The organism is Mycobacterium sp. smrl_JER01 (assembly GCF_048513595.2).
In the GTDB taxonomy this organism is placed as follows: domain Bacteria; phylum Actinomycetota; class Actinomycetes; order Mycobacteriales; family Mycobacteriaceae; genus Mycobacterium.
Genome location: NZ_JBLXXK020000001.1, coordinates 3,315,163 through 3,330,697, shown reverse-complemented (window position 1 = coordinate 3,330,697; position 15,535 = coordinate 3,315,163). Strand labels below are relative to the sequence as shown.

15 protein-coding genes are annotated in these 15,535 nt (G+C 66.7%); 9 read left to right on the top strand and 6 right to left on the bottom strand.

What is annotated here, in order from left to right; genetic code table 11:
- Positions 1-130: 130 nt before the first annotated feature.
- On the bottom strand, positions 131-904 hold the full coding sequence (locus ACNUDN_RS15695) for an enoyl-CoA hydratase/isomerase family protein (protein WP_419122805.1): 774 nt from the start codon (positions 902-904) through the stop codon (positions 131-133).
- 53 nt (positions 905-957) lie between these two features.
- Positions 958-1,734, bottom strand: coding sequence for an SDR family NAD(P)-dependent oxidoreductase (locus ACNUDN_RS15690; protein ID WP_419122804.1), 777 nt, complete (start codon positions 1,732-1,734; stop codon positions 958-960).
- A gap of 113 nt (positions 1,735-1,847) precedes the next feature.
- Here ACNUDN_RS15690 and ACNUDN_RS15685 point away from each other — a divergent pair, with 113 nt between their 5' ends.
- Positions 1,848-3,329, top strand: coding sequence for an FGGY-family carbohydrate kinase (locus ACNUDN_RS15685; RefSeq protein ID WP_419122803.1), 1,482 nt, complete (start codon positions 1,848-1,850; stop codon positions 3,327-3,329).
- Positions 3,330-3,333: 4 nt separating this feature from the next.
- Here the strand turns inward: ACNUDN_RS15685 and ACNUDN_RS15680 are convergent, their stop codons facing one another.
- Together ACNUDN_RS15680 and ACNUDN_RS15675 are read right to left on the bottom strand one after the other, a co-directional pair.
- Positions 3,334-4,125 (bottom strand): SDR family NAD(P)-dependent oxidoreductase, encoded by a 792-nt coding sequence (locus ACNUDN_RS15680; protein WP_419122802.1) that lies wholly within the window; start codon positions 4,123-4,125, stop codon positions 3,334-3,336.
- Entirely contained in the window at positions 4,122-5,162 is a 1,041-nt protein-coding gene (locus tag ACNUDN_RS15675) for a sugar-binding transcriptional regulator (protein ID WP_419122801.1), read from the bottom strand. The genes ACNUDN_RS15680 and ACNUDN_RS15675 overlap by 4 nt, the downstream gene beginning before the upstream one ends.
- 115 nt (positions 5,163-5,277) lie before the next feature.
- Here ACNUDN_RS15675 and eltD point away from each other — a divergent pair, with 115 nt between their 5' ends.
- Genes eltD through ACNUDN_RS15635 form a run of 8 tightly spaced genes read left to right on the top strand, consistent with a single transcriptional unit; the run spans position 5,278 to position 14,135 of the window.
- A complete protein-coding gene (gene eltD / locus ACNUDN_RS15670) occupies positions 5,278-6,366 on the top strand; it encodes an erythritol/L-threitol dehyrogenase (RefSeq protein ID WP_419122800.1) in 1,089 nt (362 codons plus the stop codon).
- Between the two features lie 14 nt (positions 6,367-6,380).
- On the top strand, positions 6,381-7,808 hold the full coding sequence (locus ACNUDN_RS15665; RefSeq protein WP_419122799.1) for an extracellular solute-binding protein: 1,428 nt from the start codon (positions 6,381-6,383) through the stop codon (positions 7,806-7,808).
- A 14-nt stretch (positions 7,809-7,822) separates the two neighbouring features.
- Positions 7,823-8,779: a carbohydrate ABC transporter permease gene (locus ACNUDN_RS15660; protein ID WP_419122798.1), complete on the top strand. Its 957-nt coding sequence runs from the start codon at positions 7,823-7,825 to the stop codon at positions 8,777-8,779.
- 4 nt (positions 8,780-8,783) lie between these two features.
- On the top strand, positions 8,784-9,665 hold the full coding sequence (locus ACNUDN_RS15655; protein ID WP_419122797.1) for a carbohydrate ABC transporter permease: 882 nt from the start codon (positions 8,784-8,786) through the stop codon (positions 9,663-9,665).
- A complete protein-coding gene (locus tag ACNUDN_RS15650; RefSeq protein WP_419122796.1) occupies positions 9,665-10,780 on the top strand; it encodes an ABC transporter ATP-binding protein in 1,116 nt (371 codons plus the stop codon). Before ACNUDN_RS15655 ends, ACNUDN_RS15650 begins: the two co-directional genes overlap by 1 nt.
- Entirely contained in the window at positions 10,777-11,904 is a 1,128-nt protein-coding gene (locus tag ACNUDN_RS15645; RefSeq protein ID WP_419122795.1) for an ABC transporter ATP-binding protein, read from the top strand. Before ACNUDN_RS15650 ends, ACNUDN_RS15645 begins: the two co-directional genes overlap by 4 nt.
- Positions 11,901-13,658: a D-erythrulose 4-kinase gene (gene derK / locus ACNUDN_RS15640; protein ID WP_419122794.1), complete on the top strand. Its 1,758-nt coding sequence runs from the start codon at positions 11,901-11,903 to the stop codon at positions 13,656-13,658. The genes ACNUDN_RS15645 and derK overlap by 4 nt, the downstream gene beginning before the upstream one ends.
- Positions 13,659-13,661: 3 nt before the next feature.
- A complete protein-coding gene (locus ACNUDN_RS15635; protein ID WP_419122793.1) occupies positions 13,662-14,135 on the top strand; it encodes a ribose-5-phosphate isomerase in 474 nt (157 codons plus the stop codon).
- Between the two features lie 42 nt (positions 14,136-14,177).
- Here ACNUDN_RS15635 and ACNUDN_RS15630 read toward each other — a convergent pair whose 3' ends face one another.
- Together ACNUDN_RS15630 and ACNUDN_RS15625 are read right to left on the bottom strand one after the other, a co-directional pair.
- Positions 14,178-15,044, bottom strand: a complete 867-nt coding sequence (locus tag ACNUDN_RS15630) for a cytochrome c oxidase assembly protein (RefSeq protein ID WP_419122792.1) — start codon at positions 15,042-15,044, stop codon at positions 14,178-14,180.
- A 2-nt stretch (positions 15,045-15,046) separates the two neighbouring features.
- Positions 15,047-15,535, bottom strand: coding sequence for a DUF2243 domain-containing protein (locus ACNUDN_RS15625; RefSeq protein ID WP_419122791.1), 489 nt, complete (start codon positions 15,533-15,535; stop codon positions 15,047-15,049).

Here is a 15,535-nt window from a genome sequence, read left to right as displayed (position 1 = left end):
TCCGGGTTTTTCGCGGTGGTGGATCGCAAATCCCACCCAGTAGACGTCAATCGCGCCCAGGGAGGCGATCGTTGCGATCAGGCTGACCCGAAGACCACGCCGGACACCGGTGACCGGTTCGGGACTCCGGTCAGCGCCCCCGCCACTGTGGCTTACGCTTGTCCCGCCACGCCCGTATTCCCTCGGTGACGTCCTCGGTCGCCGCGACGACCTTGCGCATGGTTTCCCCGAACCGGACCGACTCCACCCAGCCCATGTCGGCGCTTCGCCACGCCACCTCTTTGGTCGCTCGTTGGGCCAGCGGAGCGGCGTGTGTGAGCGTGGTGGCCCAGGCGCGTGCCGACGCCTGTAGGTCGGCGGGCTCGACCACCTTCCACACCAGCCCCACCTCCTCGGCGCGCTCGGCGCTCATCGGCTGCCCGGTCAGCAACAGTTCCATGGCGTCGGCCCAGCGCAGCCGTTGCGGGAGCCGGATGGCGCCCACGATGGTCGGGGTTCCCAGCGTCACCTCCGGGAAGGCGAAAGTGGCTTCGGTGCTGGCGATCACGAAGTCGCAGAACAACACCCCGGTGAGGCCGTAGCCGATGCACGGACCCTGCACGGCAGCGATGGTCGGCTTGAAAAGCTCCATCCCGGATTCGAAGGAGTTGATCGTTGGCTTCTCCCAGAACGTGCCCTTGAACGTGCCCACGGCGCCTTCGCCGTCCCGCAGGTCCGCCCCGGCGCAGAATGCGCTGCCGTTGGCGGTCAGGATCGCCACCCACGCGTCCTCTTCGTCGCGGAACCGCTCCCAGGCGTGGTTCAGCTCGTCGCGCACGGCGCCGTTGATGGCGTTGCGCGCCTCGGGCCGGTTCAGGGTGATCGTCGCGATGTGGTCGCGCAGTTCGTAGGTGACGAGGCTCATCGCTGCACTGTAGTGAGCCGTCCGGGGCCGGCTTTGGTGGGCCGGTCAGAGCATTACTTGGGCGGCATCCGGATTCCGCCGTCGACGCGGACGACTTCGGCGTTCATATAAGAGTTGGTGATCAGTTCGACCACCATCGACGCCAGCTCCTCGGGTTTGCCCAGCCGACGCGGGTAGAGCACCGATTCACCGAGCTTTGCTTTGAAGGCCTCCGACTCCGGTCCTTCGCCGTAGATCGGGGTATCGATCAGGCCCGGGGCCACCGTGTTCACCCGGATGCCGACGGCCGCCAGGTCACGGGCGACCGGCAGGGTCAATCCGACGACGCCGCCCTTCGACGACGAGTAGGCGGCCTGGCCGATCTGTCCGTCGAAGGCCGCCACGCTGGTCATGTTGACGATCGCGCCGCGTTCGCCGGAGTCGGTGAGGTCAAGTCGGCTCATCGCGGTCGCGGCGAGCCGGATGCAGTCGAACGTGCCGACCAGGTTGATGGCCAGCACCTTCTTGTAGGCGTCGAGGTTGTGGGCTGACGCGAACTCGCCGTCCTTGCCGATCGTCCGTTGGGCCCACCCGATCCCCGCCGAGTTGACGAGCACGCGCAGCGGGCCGAGGTCGATGGCGGTGTTGACCGCGTCCTCGATCTGCGCGGTGTCGGTGACGTCGACGCTGACGAACACACCACCGATCTCGTGTGCGAGTTCCTGTCCGCGTTCTGCCTGCAGGTCGGCCACGACGACGCGGGCCCCCTTCGCGGCCAGGAGTCGGGAGGTCGCGGCGCCGATGCCCGATGCTCCGCCGGTGACGATTGCGCTGGTTCCTGTGACGTCCACAGCGTGAGTCTAGAGCAGGGGTGGATCACCTGGTCCCGGCCCACTCAACCGGTCGCCGCGCAGGTCGGCGCACCTGTTCAGGATGCGCCGCGGCTGAGTCGTAGGGTTGTGTCGTGGACTTGCTGCTCGGAATCGACATGGGCACGGGAAGCACCAAGGGCGTCCTCGTCGACACGAGAGGCACGGTGATCGCATCCCAGACCATTCCGCACAAGATCGATCTGCCCCGCCCGGGGTGGGCCGAGGTGGATCCCGAAGCGGTCTGGTGGCGGGAGGTGTGCGCCCTCAGCTCCGCGCTGGTGGCGCAGGTGCCCGCGAACGCGAGGCTGGCCGGGATGTGTGTGAGCGGTGTGGGGCCGTGTCTGGTGCTGTGCGACACGGATCTGCGTCCGTTGCGCCCGGCCATCCTGTACGGCATCGATACCCGGGCGCACGCCGAGATCGAATCCCTGACAAGAGAACTGGGCGAGCAGGCGATCCTCGACCGGGCCGGAACACTGCTGTCGAGCCAGGCTGTCGGACCCAAGATCGAGTGGGTGCGCACTCACGAGCCGCAGGTATTCGAGGCGGCGGCCGGGTGGTACGGCTCCAACTCCTATATCGCGGCCAAGTTGACCGGTGAATACGTGATGGACCATCACACCGCCAGCCAGTGCGACCCTCTCTATGCCATCCGGGACTTCGACTGGAACAACGAGTGGGTCGCGCGGATCTGCGGCCACCTGCCGCTTCCGCGGCTGGTGTGGCCCAGCGAGATCGTCGGGCAGGTCTCGGGTGCGGCCGCCCGCCAAACAGGGCTGCCGGCGGGCTTGCCGGTGGCCGCGGGCACGGTCGACGCCTATTCCGAGGCCTTCTCGGTGGGTGTGCGCCGGCCAGGCGATCAGATGTTGATGTACGGCTCCACCATGTTCCTGGTACAGGTGATCGACGAGTACCACAGCGACCCGACGCTGTGGACGACCGCGGGTGTGGAACCCCGCAGCCTGGCCCTGGCTGCCGGCACCTCGACCGCGGGAAGTCTGATCGGCTGGATGCAGAGCTTGACCGGCGACACCTCCTTCGACGACCTCACCGAGGAAGCCCTGCAGGTTCCCGCGGGCAGCGAAGGTCTGCTGATGCTTCCCTACCTGGCCGGCGAGCGCACCCCGGTGTTCGATCCCCAGGCCCGCGGCCTGCTGGCCGGATTGACTCTGCGGCACGGCCGGGGGCACCTGTTCCGAGCGGCGTACGAAGGGATTGCGTTCGGGATCCGGCAGATCCTGGAACGCTTCGACGACGCCCATTCGGGCACCCGCACCGTCGCCGTCGGTGGGGGACTCAAGAGTCCGGTCTGGGCACAGGCGGTCAGCGATGTGACGGGGCGCTCGCAGTTGGTGCCCGAGCAGGCGATCGGGGCGAGCTACGGCAACGCGCTGCTGGCAGCCATCGGTGTCGGTCTGGTGCCTGCCGACACGGACTGGGCCAGGATCGCGCGCGAGATCAGACCCGATCCGCGTAACCAGGAGAGGTACGAGCAGCTGTACGACACGTGGGCGCAGCTATATCCGGCGACCCGTGACCAGATGCACCGCCTGGCCGGCATCGATCCGCGCTGACCGGTCAACCCATGGTGTAGCCACCGTCGACGGCGATCTCGACGCCATTGATCATGCTGGCTGCATCCGAAGCCAGGAATACCACGGCGTCGGAAACCTCGTGCGGAACCGCGAAGCGTCCCAGGGGAATTCGATTGATCATCGGCGCAGCCTTGGCCGGTTCGCCCCAAACCCGCTGTCCCATCTCGGTGAGTACGACCGTCGGGCACACCGAGTTGGCCCGGATACCGTGTGGGCCGAGTTCACGAGCCAGCACCTTGGTCGCCATCACCAGGCCCGCTTTGGAGGCGCAGTACGCGTAGTGGTCGGGCAGCGGCGCGAGTGCGGCCGCCGACGCCACGGTGACGATCGCCCCGCCGGTGCCCTGGTCGACCATCTGCGCCCCCACCCGTGCCGCCAGAAGCGCCGGAGCCCGAAGATTGACCGCGAGAGTGGCGTCGAAGAGCTCCGGATCGGTGTCGACGACCGGTTGAGGGTAGGAGACGCCCGCGTTGTTGACCAGGATGTCCAGGCCCCCGAATGCGTCGGTGGCCCTCCTGGCGAGGGTATCGGGGCCTTGTGCCTCGGCCAGATCGACTGCGGCGGTGTGGGTCTGGATGCCGAACTCGTCGCGCAGCTGCGCACCCGCGCAGTCGAGTTCGATCTCGTCTCGGCCGCCGAGCACCAGGTTCGCGCCCGCCGACGCGAACGCGCGGGCGATGTCGGCACCGATTCCCTTGCTCGCGCCGGTGATCAGCGCCCGCTTGCCGTCCAGTCGTTGCGCGCCGGCATATCTGGCTTGCGCAGCAGTCGTCACGGAGCCTCCTTGGCAGAGTCGATGTCGTTGACCAGCGCCTCAGCGGTGGCGGGATCGGTCACCAGTCGGTTGAAGTAACCACCGCGCGCACCTGCGGTGATGGAATCGAGCTTGTCACGTCCGATGGCCACCGCGATGGTCACCGGAATGTGCCGTAGAACGTCGAGTTCCAGCGCGATGAGGCGTTCGGCACCGTCGAACTCGACCGGATCGCCGTTGCGGTCGTAGAAGCGTGAGCACACGTCGCCTACGGCGGCGCGCAACGACGACGACGCGGTGGGGACGAACTGCGGCACGTCGGAGCGGGTGAGGGGAGGGGCGCCGACCCCCATCAGCGCGCACCTGGCGTGCGGCCACTGGTGGACGACGCGCTGGATGCTCGGATCCTCGAGCAGGGATCGGTACAGCGCGGGGCCGGGGAGCGCCGGCGCGAACAGGTAGTTCGCCCGGCCACCCACACGATTGGCGACCAGCCGGGTGATCTCGTTGGTCTGATACCACTCATACGGTTGGTCGTTGCCGCCGACGGTGGGTGCCACCACGACACCGGGCAGCGGGGTGAGTTCATGTTGGGCCAGTTCGTAAACGGTGCGACCGGAGGACACCAACAACACGTCCCCCGGAAGCAGGCCCGCTTCGCTGAGGGCACGACCCGTGACGGGCGCCAATGCGCGGCCCATCACGTCGATGGTGGTGCGTCCCGGCCCCGGCGCCGGCAAAGGTGCCGACAGATACACGGTATGCAGGTTGAGGGCGCGCGCAAGCCGGTCGGCCAACTCCGTGGGCCGCGCCTGGGTAGGCGGCACGACTTCGATCCGGACGATCCCCAGCCGCTTGGCCTCCGACAGCAGTCGGCTCACCGTGGCCCGGCTCGTCCCCAGCTGTTCGGCGATCTCGGCCTGTGTCGCGTCGTCCTCGTAGTACAGCCGAGAAGCTGTGTACAGCAACGACGGTGGGAAATGGCTGCCTTCCGAGTCGGCCGCGGCAGCACCGTCCGCACTGGCTGTGGTGGGGGTGGGCGGGGCCTGCCGGGGCATGCACAGAGTATGGCACTGAACATCTGTTCTGGAAAGAATTCTGCTGAACATCCGTTCTGGACAGATGTGCACACGCTCCGCTACTGTGACTGCGACCACAGATGGAGGTATGCGCATGACCGCTGGTGTTCCCGAGAAGATGCAGGCTGTCGTCTGTCACGGGCCCCATGACTACCGGCTGGAGGAGGTGGCCGTCCCGCGACGCGGCCCCGGGGAGGCACTCGTCAAGGTCGAGGCGGTCGGCATCTGCGCGAGCGATCTCAAGTGCTATCACGGGGCGGCGAAGTTCTGGGGTGACGAGAGCCGGCCGGCCTGGGCCGAGACCATGGTCATCCCGGGACACGAATTCGTGGGTAGGGTCGTCGAACTCGACGACGAGGCGGCGGCCCGCTGGAAGATCGCCGTCGGTGACCGGGTGGTCTCCGAGCAGATCGTGCCGTGCTGGGAATGCCGGTTCTGTAAGCGCGGCCAGTACCACATGTGCCAGCCGCACGACCTGTACGGTTTCAAGCGCCGCACCCCGGGCGCAATGGCCAGCTACATGGTGTACCCGGCAGAAGCTCTGGTGCACAAAGTTTCCGGCGATGTGGCGCCACAGCACGCGGCCTTCGCCGAACCGTTGTCGTGTTCGTTGCATGCCGTCGAGCGCGCCCAGATCACCTTCGAGGACACCGTGGTGGTCGCCGGATGCGGTCCGATCGGGTTGGGCATGGTGGCCGGCGCCCGCGCCAAGAACCCCATGCACGTCATCGCGCTGGACATGGCGCCGGAGAAGTTGCAGCTGGCCAAGGGATGCGGCGCCGACATCACCATCAACATCGCCGAGCAGGACGCGGTCGCGATCGTCAAGGACCTGACCGGCGGCTACGGTGCCGACGTGTACCTGGAAGGCACTGGGCATCCCTCGGCGGTGCCGCAGGGACTCAATCTGTTACGCAAGCTGGGTCGCTACGTCGAGTACGGGGTGTTCGGCAGCGACGTCACGGTGGACTGGAGCATCATCAGCGATGACAAAGAGCTCGACGTCCTCGGTGCCCATCTCGGGCCGTACTGCTGGCCGGCCGCGATCAAGATGATCGAATCCGGGGTGCTGCCCATGGATCAGATCTGCACCCATCAGCTTCCGCTTGCCGAGTTCCAGAAGGGGCTGGACCTGGTGGCCAGCGGCAAGGAATCGGTCAAGGTCTCACTTATCCCCGCGTGAACGAAGGGCGGCAGATGAATTTCTCGAACGCAACACGCGGGCAACAGCTCTCGCGCAGGAAGATGCTCGCGGCGCTGGGGGTGGCCGGGGCTGCCGCGGCCGGCGTGCCAATGCTGAGCTCATGCGGGGTCGGTGGCGGTAAGAGCGCCCCCAACGGCGCGGACGCGGTCACCGGTGGCTTCGACTGGCGCAAGGCTGCCGGATCGACGATCAACATCCTGCAGACACCACATCCCTATCAGCTCTCGTATCAACCGCTGCTGCAGGAGTTCACCGAACTCACCGGCATCAACGTCAACATCGACCTGGTGCCCGAGGCCGACTACTTCACCAAGCTGAACACCGAGTTGGCCGGCGGATCGGGTAAGCACGACGCATTCATGCTCGGCGCGTACTTCATCTGGCAGTACGGTCCGCCGGGGTGGATCGAAGATCTCGACCCGTGGCTGCGCAACAGCTCGGCGACGAGTGCGGAGTACGACTTCGAGGACATCTTCGAAGGGCTGCGCACATCCACCCGGTGGGATTTCACGTTGGGCAACCCGCTCGGGACGGGCGGACAGTGGGCCATCCCCTGGGGCTTCGAGAACAACGTCGTCGCCTACAACAAGCGGATCTTCGACGAGAAGGGCATCACCCGGCTGCCGGACAATCTCGACGACTTCATCCAGCTGGCCGTTGATCTGACCGACCGCTCGGCCAACCGCTACGGTATCTCCACCCGCGGGTCGAAATCCTGGGCCACCATCCATCCCGGCTTCATGACGCAGTACACCCGCCAGGGCGCGGTCGACTACAGCTGGAACGGCTCGGAACTGGTCGCCGAGATGGACAGTGACGAAGCCATCGATTTCACCAAGAAGTGGATCGAGATGCAGCACCAGGCTGGTCCGACATCGTGGACGACCTACGACTACCCCAATGCCACCGGCGATCTCGGTGACGGCACGGCGATGATGGTCTTCGACGCCGACAGTGCCACCTACCCGAAGAACAAGCCCGGAGCGAGCAAGGAGGCCGGCAATCTGGCGTGGTACGCCGGCCCGGCCGGGCCGGACGGCAACTACAAAACCAACCTGTGGACGTGGAGTTGGGCGATGAGCGCCAACTCGCGCAACAAGCTGCCGGCGTGGTTGTTCATCCAATGGGCCACCGGCAAAGAGTCGATGAACAAGGCCGTCGAGGGCGGCACCTACGCCGATCCGGTGCGGCAGTCGGTGTTCGACACCACGTTCAAGCGGGTCGCCGCCGACCAGTTCGGCTATCTCGAAGCGTTCGAGACCGTCATCGGCGAATCCAAGATCCAGTTCACGCCGCAGAAGAAGTTCTTCGACACCACCCAGAACTGGGCGGTCGCGCTGCAGGACATCTACGGCGGAGACGATGCCGCGACACGCTTGCGCAGCCTCGCCAAGACCAACACGTCCAAGGTCAATCTCTAGGAGCCGCGGAACTCATGACAACTCAGACCTCCAAGGCCCCGTCGACGTCGCCGGACCGGCCGCCTGCAACGCGCCGGGCCGACCTGCCCGAGGTTCCGACCTGGCGGCGCAGACTGCGTCCGTACCTGCTGTCGGTTCCGGCCGTCGTGATCGTCATCGGCATCCTCTACCCGTTCGCGGTCGGTGCCTACTACGCCTTCCTGAACTACGCCGCTGTCAACCCCGATCCACACCTGGTGTGGTTCGACAACTTCGCCTCGGTGCTCGGCGATCAGGTGTTCTGGAAGAGCGTCCAGGTGACGACGACCTTTGCCGTGGCGGCCACCTTCATCGAGACCGTGCTCGGTGTCGGGCTGGCACTGCTGCTCAACCGGTCGTCGATCATCGGCAAGATCTTCGAGAAGGTGCTGATCCTGCCGCTGATGATCGCGCCGGTCATTGCCGGTGTGATCTGGAAGCTGATGTTCAACCCACAATTCGGGGTCCTCAACCACGTTCTGGGACTGGGCAACACATTCGACTGGCTGTCGGCGCGCAACGCGCTATTCTCGGTGATCCTGGTCGACATCTGGATCTTCACACCGTTCGTCGCGATCCTGGTGCTCGCCGGTATCCGTTCGTTGCCACGCGAGCCGTTCGAAGCGTCCGAAGTCGATGGGGCCTCGTGGTTCTACATGTTCCGTAAGCTGATGCTGCCGATGCTGTGGCCCTACATCCTGGTCGCGGTGATCTTCCGATTCATGGACAACCTCAAGGTCTTCGACCACATCTATGTGCTGACCGCGGGCGGACCGGGTGTGGCCACCCGGACATTGCAGATCGGCGCCTTCGAGGACTCCATCATCAACCTGGACTACTCACGCGGCAGCACCTACATGCTGCTGCTGTGGGTCATTGTGTTCATCACCGCGCGCTACCTGGTCAGCGTGCTCGGAAAAGCGCAGCGCCGCGCTGCCGGAGCGGAGTCGTAACATCATGGCACTCAAGCTTTCCCGCCCTGAGCTCCAGCCGGGGCAGAAGCGGTGGTCCATCGGCGCGGTCGCCGCCGACGTCGGGCTGGTCTTCTGGTTCGTGTTCTCCTTGTTCCCGATCTTCTGGATGCTGATGCTGGCCCTGAAGAACGCCGAGCAACAGACCACCACCTACTTCTCGTTCAGCCCCACCTGGTCGAACTTCGCGACGGTGCTCTCCGACCGCGGCACCCAGATGACCAGCGTCGACTTCAAGGCTTCGCTGCTGACCAGCCTGCTCAACTGTGGGGGCGCAGTGCTTGTGTCGCTGCTGATCGGTATCCCGGCCGCCTACGCCGCCGGTCGCTGGCAATACAAGGGCTCCAACGACCTGATGTTCACCATGCTCTCGTTCCGGTTCGCCCCGGAGCTCATGGTCATCGTGCCGTTGTTCGTGATCTACAACCAGATCGGGCTGTTCGACACCAAGGTCGGGATGATCTGGGTTCTGCAGCTGGTGACCATGCCACTGGTGGTGTGGATCCTACGGTCCTACTTCCAGGATCTGCCGGAGGATCTCGAACAGGCGGCCTTGCTCGACGGGTACACCCGCCGACGGGCGTTCCTGATGGTTGCCTTGCCGATCGTGCGGCCCGGAATCGCCGCCGCGGCGCTGCTGGCGTTCATCTTCGCCTGGAACAACTACGTGTTCCCGCTCATCCTGGCCGACAGCAACGCCGGCACGGTCACCGTCGCCATCACCAAGTTCCTCGGCGGCGGCGGGCAGGCGTACTACAACCTCACGGCCGCCGCCGCGCTGATCGCGGCGCTGCCACCACTCGTCCTCGCGCTGACCATCCAACGGTATCTGGTGCGGGGCCTGTCATTCGGGGCGGTGAAGGCCTGATGGCCACGGTAACGATTGAAAACGTCACCAAGACCTACGGTACGGCGTCGAAGAAGGTCACCGCGGTCGACGATCTCTCGCTGGAGATCGCCGACGGCGAGTTCTTCGTCATCCTCGGTCCCAGCGGCGCCGGCAAGACCACCACGCTGAAGTCCATCGCCGGACTGGTCGACGTCGACTCGGGGACGGTGTCGATCGGTGGCACCGACATGACGGCGGTCGAGCCCTACCACCGTAACGTCGCGATGGCGTTCGAGAGTTATGCGCTCTACCCGCAGAAGACCGTGGCCGAGAACCTCGCCTCACCCCTCAAATCCGGTCGCACCGGCAGGTACTCGGCCGCCGAGCAGGCCGAGAGGATCGATCAGGTCACCACCACCCTCGGCATCAACCCGCTCAAGAACCGACTGCCGCGGGAGCTGTCCAACGGGCAGCGCCAGCGGGTGGCGCTGGGTCGGGTGCTGGTCCGGCCTGCCGATGTGTACCTGCTCGACGAACCGCTGAGCCATCTCGACGCCAAGCTGCGTGCATCGATGCGTGCCGAGCTCAAGCAACTCGGCGCCATGTCGAACACCACCACCGTCTACGTGACCCACGACTACCAGGAGGCACTGGCCCTCGGCGACCGCATCGCAGTGCTGCGGGAGGGTCGGCTGATGCAGATCGGCACACCAGAGGAGATCTGGCGCCGGCCGGCCGACACCTTCGTCGCACGCTCGCTCGGCCAGCCCGAGATCAACCTGCTCGACGGGGTGGTCGACGACGGCCGGATCCGGCTCGGTGACGGCTCGCTGGACGTTCCGGTGCCGGCCGGGGTGCAGTGCACCCGGGGGGATCGGGTTCGAGTGGGTTTGCGTCCCAGCGACATCCACGTCACCAGCGGACAGGGATCATTGCGCGGGCGGGTCGTGCTCGCCGAACGTCTGGGCCGCAACATCGAGTTGACCGTCGACGTCGGTGGTGCGCAGCTGATCGCGCTGACCTCGGGGCGCCACGGCGTCGGCGAGGGCGACAACGTGACGATGCGCATCGCCGAATCCGATGTGCACGTGTTCACGCCGGGTGACGGGGACACCGCCAGGCTCGGCGAACCGACTTTGGAGGCAGTGCAGTGAGCGTCGTGACCGAGAAGAAAACCCAGCAGACCGCGCAGAGTCTGACGCTGAGCGACCTGGTCAAGACCTACGCGTCACGCAGCCGGGACAGCGTGACGGCGGTCAAAGGCATCAACCTGGCGATCGAGCCGGGCGAGCTGGTGGCCCTGCTTGGGCCTTCGGGGTGCGGTAAGACCACCACGCTGCGGATGATCGCCGGCCTGGAGACCGTGACCAGCGGTTCGATCAAGATCGGTGATCGGGAGGTCTCCCAGCTCCCCGCGGCCAAACGCGGGATCGGTGTGGGTTTCGAGAGCTACGCGCTGTACCCGCCGATGTCCGTCCGGGACAATTTGCTCTACGGGCTGAAAGCCCGCAAGGTCAAAGGCGCCGAGAAGATGGTCGATTCGATCTGCGAGCGTTTGGAGATGAACGACCTGCTCGGTCTGCGTCCGGCGGGACTGTCGAGCGGTCAGAAGCAGCGGGTCGCGCTGGCGCGGGCGTTGGTCCGCAATCCACCGGTGCTGTTGCTGGACGAGCCGCTCAGCCATTTGGACGCTTCGGCGCGTAACCGGGTGCGCCGCGAGCTCAAGGTGCTGCAGCGAGAGTTCGGCTACACCACCATCGTGGTCACCCACGACCAGGTCGAAGCGCTGTCGCTGGCCGATCGGCTCGCCGTGATGGACGGCGGTGTGGTGCAGCAGTTCGGCACTCCTGACGAGGTTTTCGACGATCCGGCGAACCTGTTCGTCGCCGAGTTCGTCGGTGAACCCGCGATCAACGTGCTGCCCGGCACGGTGCGCGTCCACGGTGGCCGGGCACGGGTCGAGATCGGTTCCGGGGCCGGGGCGCTGGAGACCACCGTCACCGGTGTGCCCGATGCCACGCGGGTCACCGTCGGGATCCGACCGCAGGATTGCGCACTGTCGGCGCACGGCGGCGACGGCATCGCCGCGACGGTGGCCTATTTCGAGCATCTGCTGGAGTTCGGTCTGGCGACCAGCACCGTGCCCGGGATCGAGGCGGGTGTCGTGGTTCAGACTCCCGCAGAACAGGACTATCAGCCCGAGCAGCAGGTGGTGGTGACTGCGCCGGCCGAGCGGGTGTATCTGTTCGACGCCGACACCGGAGAGCGTCTGCGATGACCAAGCTCTACAACGATCCCGCCCGATTCACCGAGGACATGCTGACCGGGTTCCTGGATGCCAACGCCCGCTATGTGGTCGGGGTGCCCGGAGGTGTCGTCCGTGCCCACCGCACCCGACCCGGCAAGGTGGCCGTCGTCATCGGCGGCGGGTCGGGACACTACCCCGCCTTCTGCGGCACGGTCGGCTTCGGATTCGCCGACGGAGCGGTGGTCGGCAACATCTTCACCTCACCCTCGGCAGAGGAGGCGGCCTCGGTGGCCAGGGCCGCGCACGGCGACGCCGGGGTGTTGCTCACCACCGGCAACTACGCCGGCGACGTGATGAACTTCGGCCTGGCGGTGACCCAACTGCGCGGTGAGGGTATCGAGGCGCACTATTTCGCGGTCACCGACGACATCGCCAGCGCGCCCCGCGGCGAGGAGACGAAGAGGCGCGGTATCGCCGGTGATTTCACGGTGTTCAAGTGCGCGAGCGCCGCGGCCGAGGACGGTCTCGACCTCGCCGGGGTGGTCCGGGTCGCCGAATCGGCGAATGCCGCGACCCGCACGCTGGGCGTTGCGTTCGACGGCTGCACGATGCCCGGGGCGGACCACCCGTTGTTCACCGTTGCCGAAGGCATGATGGGGGTCGGTCTCGGCATCCATGGCGAGCCCGGGGTTGCCGACGAGCCGATGCCGTCGGCGGCCTCGCTGGCGCACAAGCTGGTCGACGGGGTGCTCGCGGACCGTCCGGCAACGGAGTCGACGCGGATCGCGGTCATCCTGAACGGATTGGGCCGCACCAAGTACGAGGAATTGTTCGTGGTGTGGGGGACGGTCGCGGCACTGCTGCGGGAGCACGGCTACGAGCTCGTCGAGCCAGAGGTGGGTGAGCTGGTCACCAGCTTGGACATGGCTGGTTGCTCGCTGACGGTGATGTGGCTCGACGACGAGTTGGAACGGTACTGGACCGCTCCCGCCGACACACCGGCCTATCGCAAGGGGGCTGCGGCGCCGGCACGTGACGACAGTGTGGTCGAACTGCGAACGGCCGACGAGTTACGCACCGGCACAACATCTCCGGCGCTGGCCGAGCTCTCCGACGAGGACGGGCGGCGCGGCGGCCGACTGGTGGCGCGGATGCTGGCTGCGATGGCCGCGATGCTCGCCGACGCCGAGGCCGAACTCGGCCGCATCGATGCCGTCGCCGGGGACGGCGACCACGGCAGAGGCATGGTCAAGGGATCCGCCGCGGCATCCGAGGCCGCCGCAAAGGCGGTCGAGGCGGGCGGGGGACAGGGTTCGGTGCTCGCCGAGTCGGGTAAGGCGTGGGCGGCCAAGGCCGGCGGCACCTCCGGGGTGCTCTGGGGTGCGTTGCTGTCGGCGATCGGTGCACGGCTCGGCGATACCGGACAACCCGACTCGGGCGCCGTTGCCGCCGGAATGCGGGACGGCTATGACGCGTTGATCACTCTCGGCGGGGCGAGTCCGGGCGACAAAACCATGCTCGACGCGTGTCTGCCGTTCGTCGAGGACCTGCAGCGGCGGGTCGCCGACGGGCAGCAGTGGCAAGACGCGTGGCAGGCCGCGGCCGACGTCGCGGCCGAGGCGGCACGGGCCACCGCCGAACTGCGACCCAAGGTGGGTCGGGCGCGACCGCTCGCCGAGCGCAGCGTCGGGACCCCGGATGCCGGTGCGACCTCGCTGGCGATGTGCCTACGAACGGTCGCCGAGACCTTCGCGGCGACCCCGAACACAGCGAAAGGGAAGTGACACATGCCTTCTGGGCTGCGGATCGTCGTCGGATCCGACGACGCCGGTTACGAGTACAAGGAAGCACTCAAAGGCGACCTGCGCGCCGACGATCGGGTCGCCGATGTGATCGATGTCGGGGTCGGGGCCGATGACGACACCGCCTACCCGCACGTCGCGGTCGCCGCGGCGCGCATGGTCGCCGAGGGTAAGGCCGACCGCGCATTGCTGGTGTGCGGTACCGGGCTCGGGGTTGCGATCAGCGCCAACAAGGTGCCCGGAATCCGCGCGGTGACCGCGCACGACGGCTTCTCCGTCGAACGTTCGGTGCTGTCCAACAACGCGCAGGTGCTGTGCTTCGGGCAACGCGTGATCGGGCTGGAGTTGGCACGCCGTCTTGCGCGCGAGTGGCTGCGCTACGAGTTCGATCCGCAGAGCGCCTCGGCGAGCAAGGTCGATGCCATCGACGAATACGAGTCTGCCTCGGCCGCTGGGTAACTGGCGCCGACGATTTGCGGCCCTGGTCGCGGGCAGCGCGGATCAGGGTTCGAGCGCCCGGACTGCACGGTACCTCGACCCGGATTGCTGGTGCAGTGTTCGACAGCGTCTCATCAGGCGCGGCGGGCGGTTCCGCGGCAGCAGCCAGGGGCGGCACACCAGGACCAGAAGCGCTATCTCTATCGGTGCCCCGACGTAGTACATGAACTGCGCACCTGCTTGGGCCTGCTCCACAGGTACACCCTCGGGCGGGTCGGCGTAAATCGTCTTCGCCAAGACGTTGTGTGCGGCGATGGCCAGCACCAGGGCTGTGACGCGCCACGGTGGTGAGGGGCGGTGGGGTGCCGGGTCCGGTCCGCCGAGAACCGCGAACGTGAAAAGGTAGCCGGCGGCAACGACGTGCACGTGGACCAGTGCGTGCAACAGGGGCTCGGTGTGCATGGCGGCGTAAAGCCCGGACCGGTACAGAATCCATAGGCTTCCGATGTTCAGCACGCCCGCGACGAACGGGTTGGTCAGCACCGCCACCGGCGCCGATGCGAGCACCCGTGCCACATGCCGTGCCGCGGCGACCGGGAGCACCCGCAGAGCCAGTCGCCCGGGGGCTGCCAGCACCAGCAGCAGCGGGCCGAGCATGCCCAACAGGACGTGGCCGGCCATGTGCGCGACGAAGTCGTCGTGGGCGCGGATGGCCAACGGGCCGACGAGCGCCAGACCCACGGACAGGCATCCGAGCGTCCATGCCGTCATGCGAAGCTTCGGCCATCCGACATCGCGACGGTGCAGGCGGAATACGGCGTAGGTGTAGGTGGCCACTGCGCCGAGGAGCAGCAGCGCTGTCGTCCAATCACCCGGCCCGAGGAGCACCACACCCGTCTCGTGGTGCTCGCCGTGGTCGTGGTGGGTCATCGTCAGGTGTGGACTTGGTGACGCTCACGGTGGTGTCGCGCAGTGCGTGCGGTCACCGCCGACAACACCAGGCCCGCGATGAGCAGACCGGCGGCGACAATGTTCCACGTCAGGTCATAGGGGAGCAGGTCGACTCCGTAGCGGATCTGGTGAATGCCCAAGACCTTGTGCTGGAAGAGTCCGTCATAGAGCTGGAAGAAGCCCGCCCCGGTGAGCCACCCGGCAGCGAATGCCAAGCCCCAGAAGGCTTTGTCGCGAACCAGTCTGACCACCATCAGCAAGGCGGCGACGGTGGCGAACCAGCTGAACGCGTGGAAGAGTCCGTCCGAGATCAAACCCACCTCGGTGGTGGACAGATCGTAGAAGTGGTGCCAGTGCAACAGCTGATGAAACACCACCTCGTCGACGAAGGCCACGGTGCCCAGTCCGAGCAGGATTCCGGCGACCAGGTTGCCGCCGTGCCGTGACCGGCGCGCTGGCCGAGTATCCAT

What these genes read in the sequence shown, in the direction of transcription:
- ACNUDN_RS15695 (WP_419122805.1), bottom strand. Translation starts at nt 904, where the DNA reads ATGAGCCTCGTCACCTACGAACTGCGCGACCACATCGCGACGATCACC.
- ACNUDN_RS15675 (WP_419122801.1), bottom strand. Translation starts at nt 5,162, where the DNA reads ATGCCCCGGCAGGCCCCGCCCACCCCCACCACAGCCAGTGCGGACGGT.
- eltD (WP_419122800.1), top strand. Translation starts at nt 5,278, where the DNA reads ATGACCGCTGGTGTTCCCGAGAAGATGCAGGCTGTCGTCTGTCACGGG.
- ACNUDN_RS15665 (WP_419122799.1), top strand. Translation starts at nt 6,381, where the DNA reads ATGAATTTCTCGAACGCAACACGCGGGCAACAGCTCTCGCGCAGGAAG.
- ACNUDN_RS15660 (WP_419122798.1), top strand. Translation starts at nt 7,823, where the DNA reads ATGACAACTCAGACCTCCAAGGCCCCGTCGACGTCGCCGGACCGGCCG.
- ACNUDN_RS15655 (WP_419122797.1), top strand. Translation starts at nt 8,784, where the DNA reads ATGGCACTCAAGCTTTCCCGCCCTGAGCTCCAGCCGGGGCAGAAGCGG.
- ACNUDN_RS15650 (WP_419122796.1), top strand. Translation starts at nt 9,665, where the DNA reads ATGGCCACGGTAACGATTGAAAACGTCACCAAGACCTACGGTACGGCG.
- derK (WP_419122794.1), top strand. Translation starts at nt 11,901, where the DNA reads ATGACCAAGCTCTACAACGATCCCGCCCGATTCACCGAGGACATGCTG.
- ACNUDN_RS15635 (WP_419122793.1), top strand. Translation starts at nt 13,662, where the DNA reads ATGCCTTCTGGGCTGCGGATCGTCGTCGGATCCGACGACGCCGGTTAC.
- ACNUDN_RS15630 (WP_419122792.1), bottom strand. Translation starts at nt 15,044, where the DNA reads ATGACCCACCACGACCACGGCGAGCACCACGAGACGGGTGTGGTGCTC.
- ACNUDN_RS15625 (WP_419122791.1), bottom strand. Translation starts at nt 15,535, where the DNA reads ATGGATACTCGGCCAGCGCGCCGGTCACGGCACGGCGGCAACCTGGTC.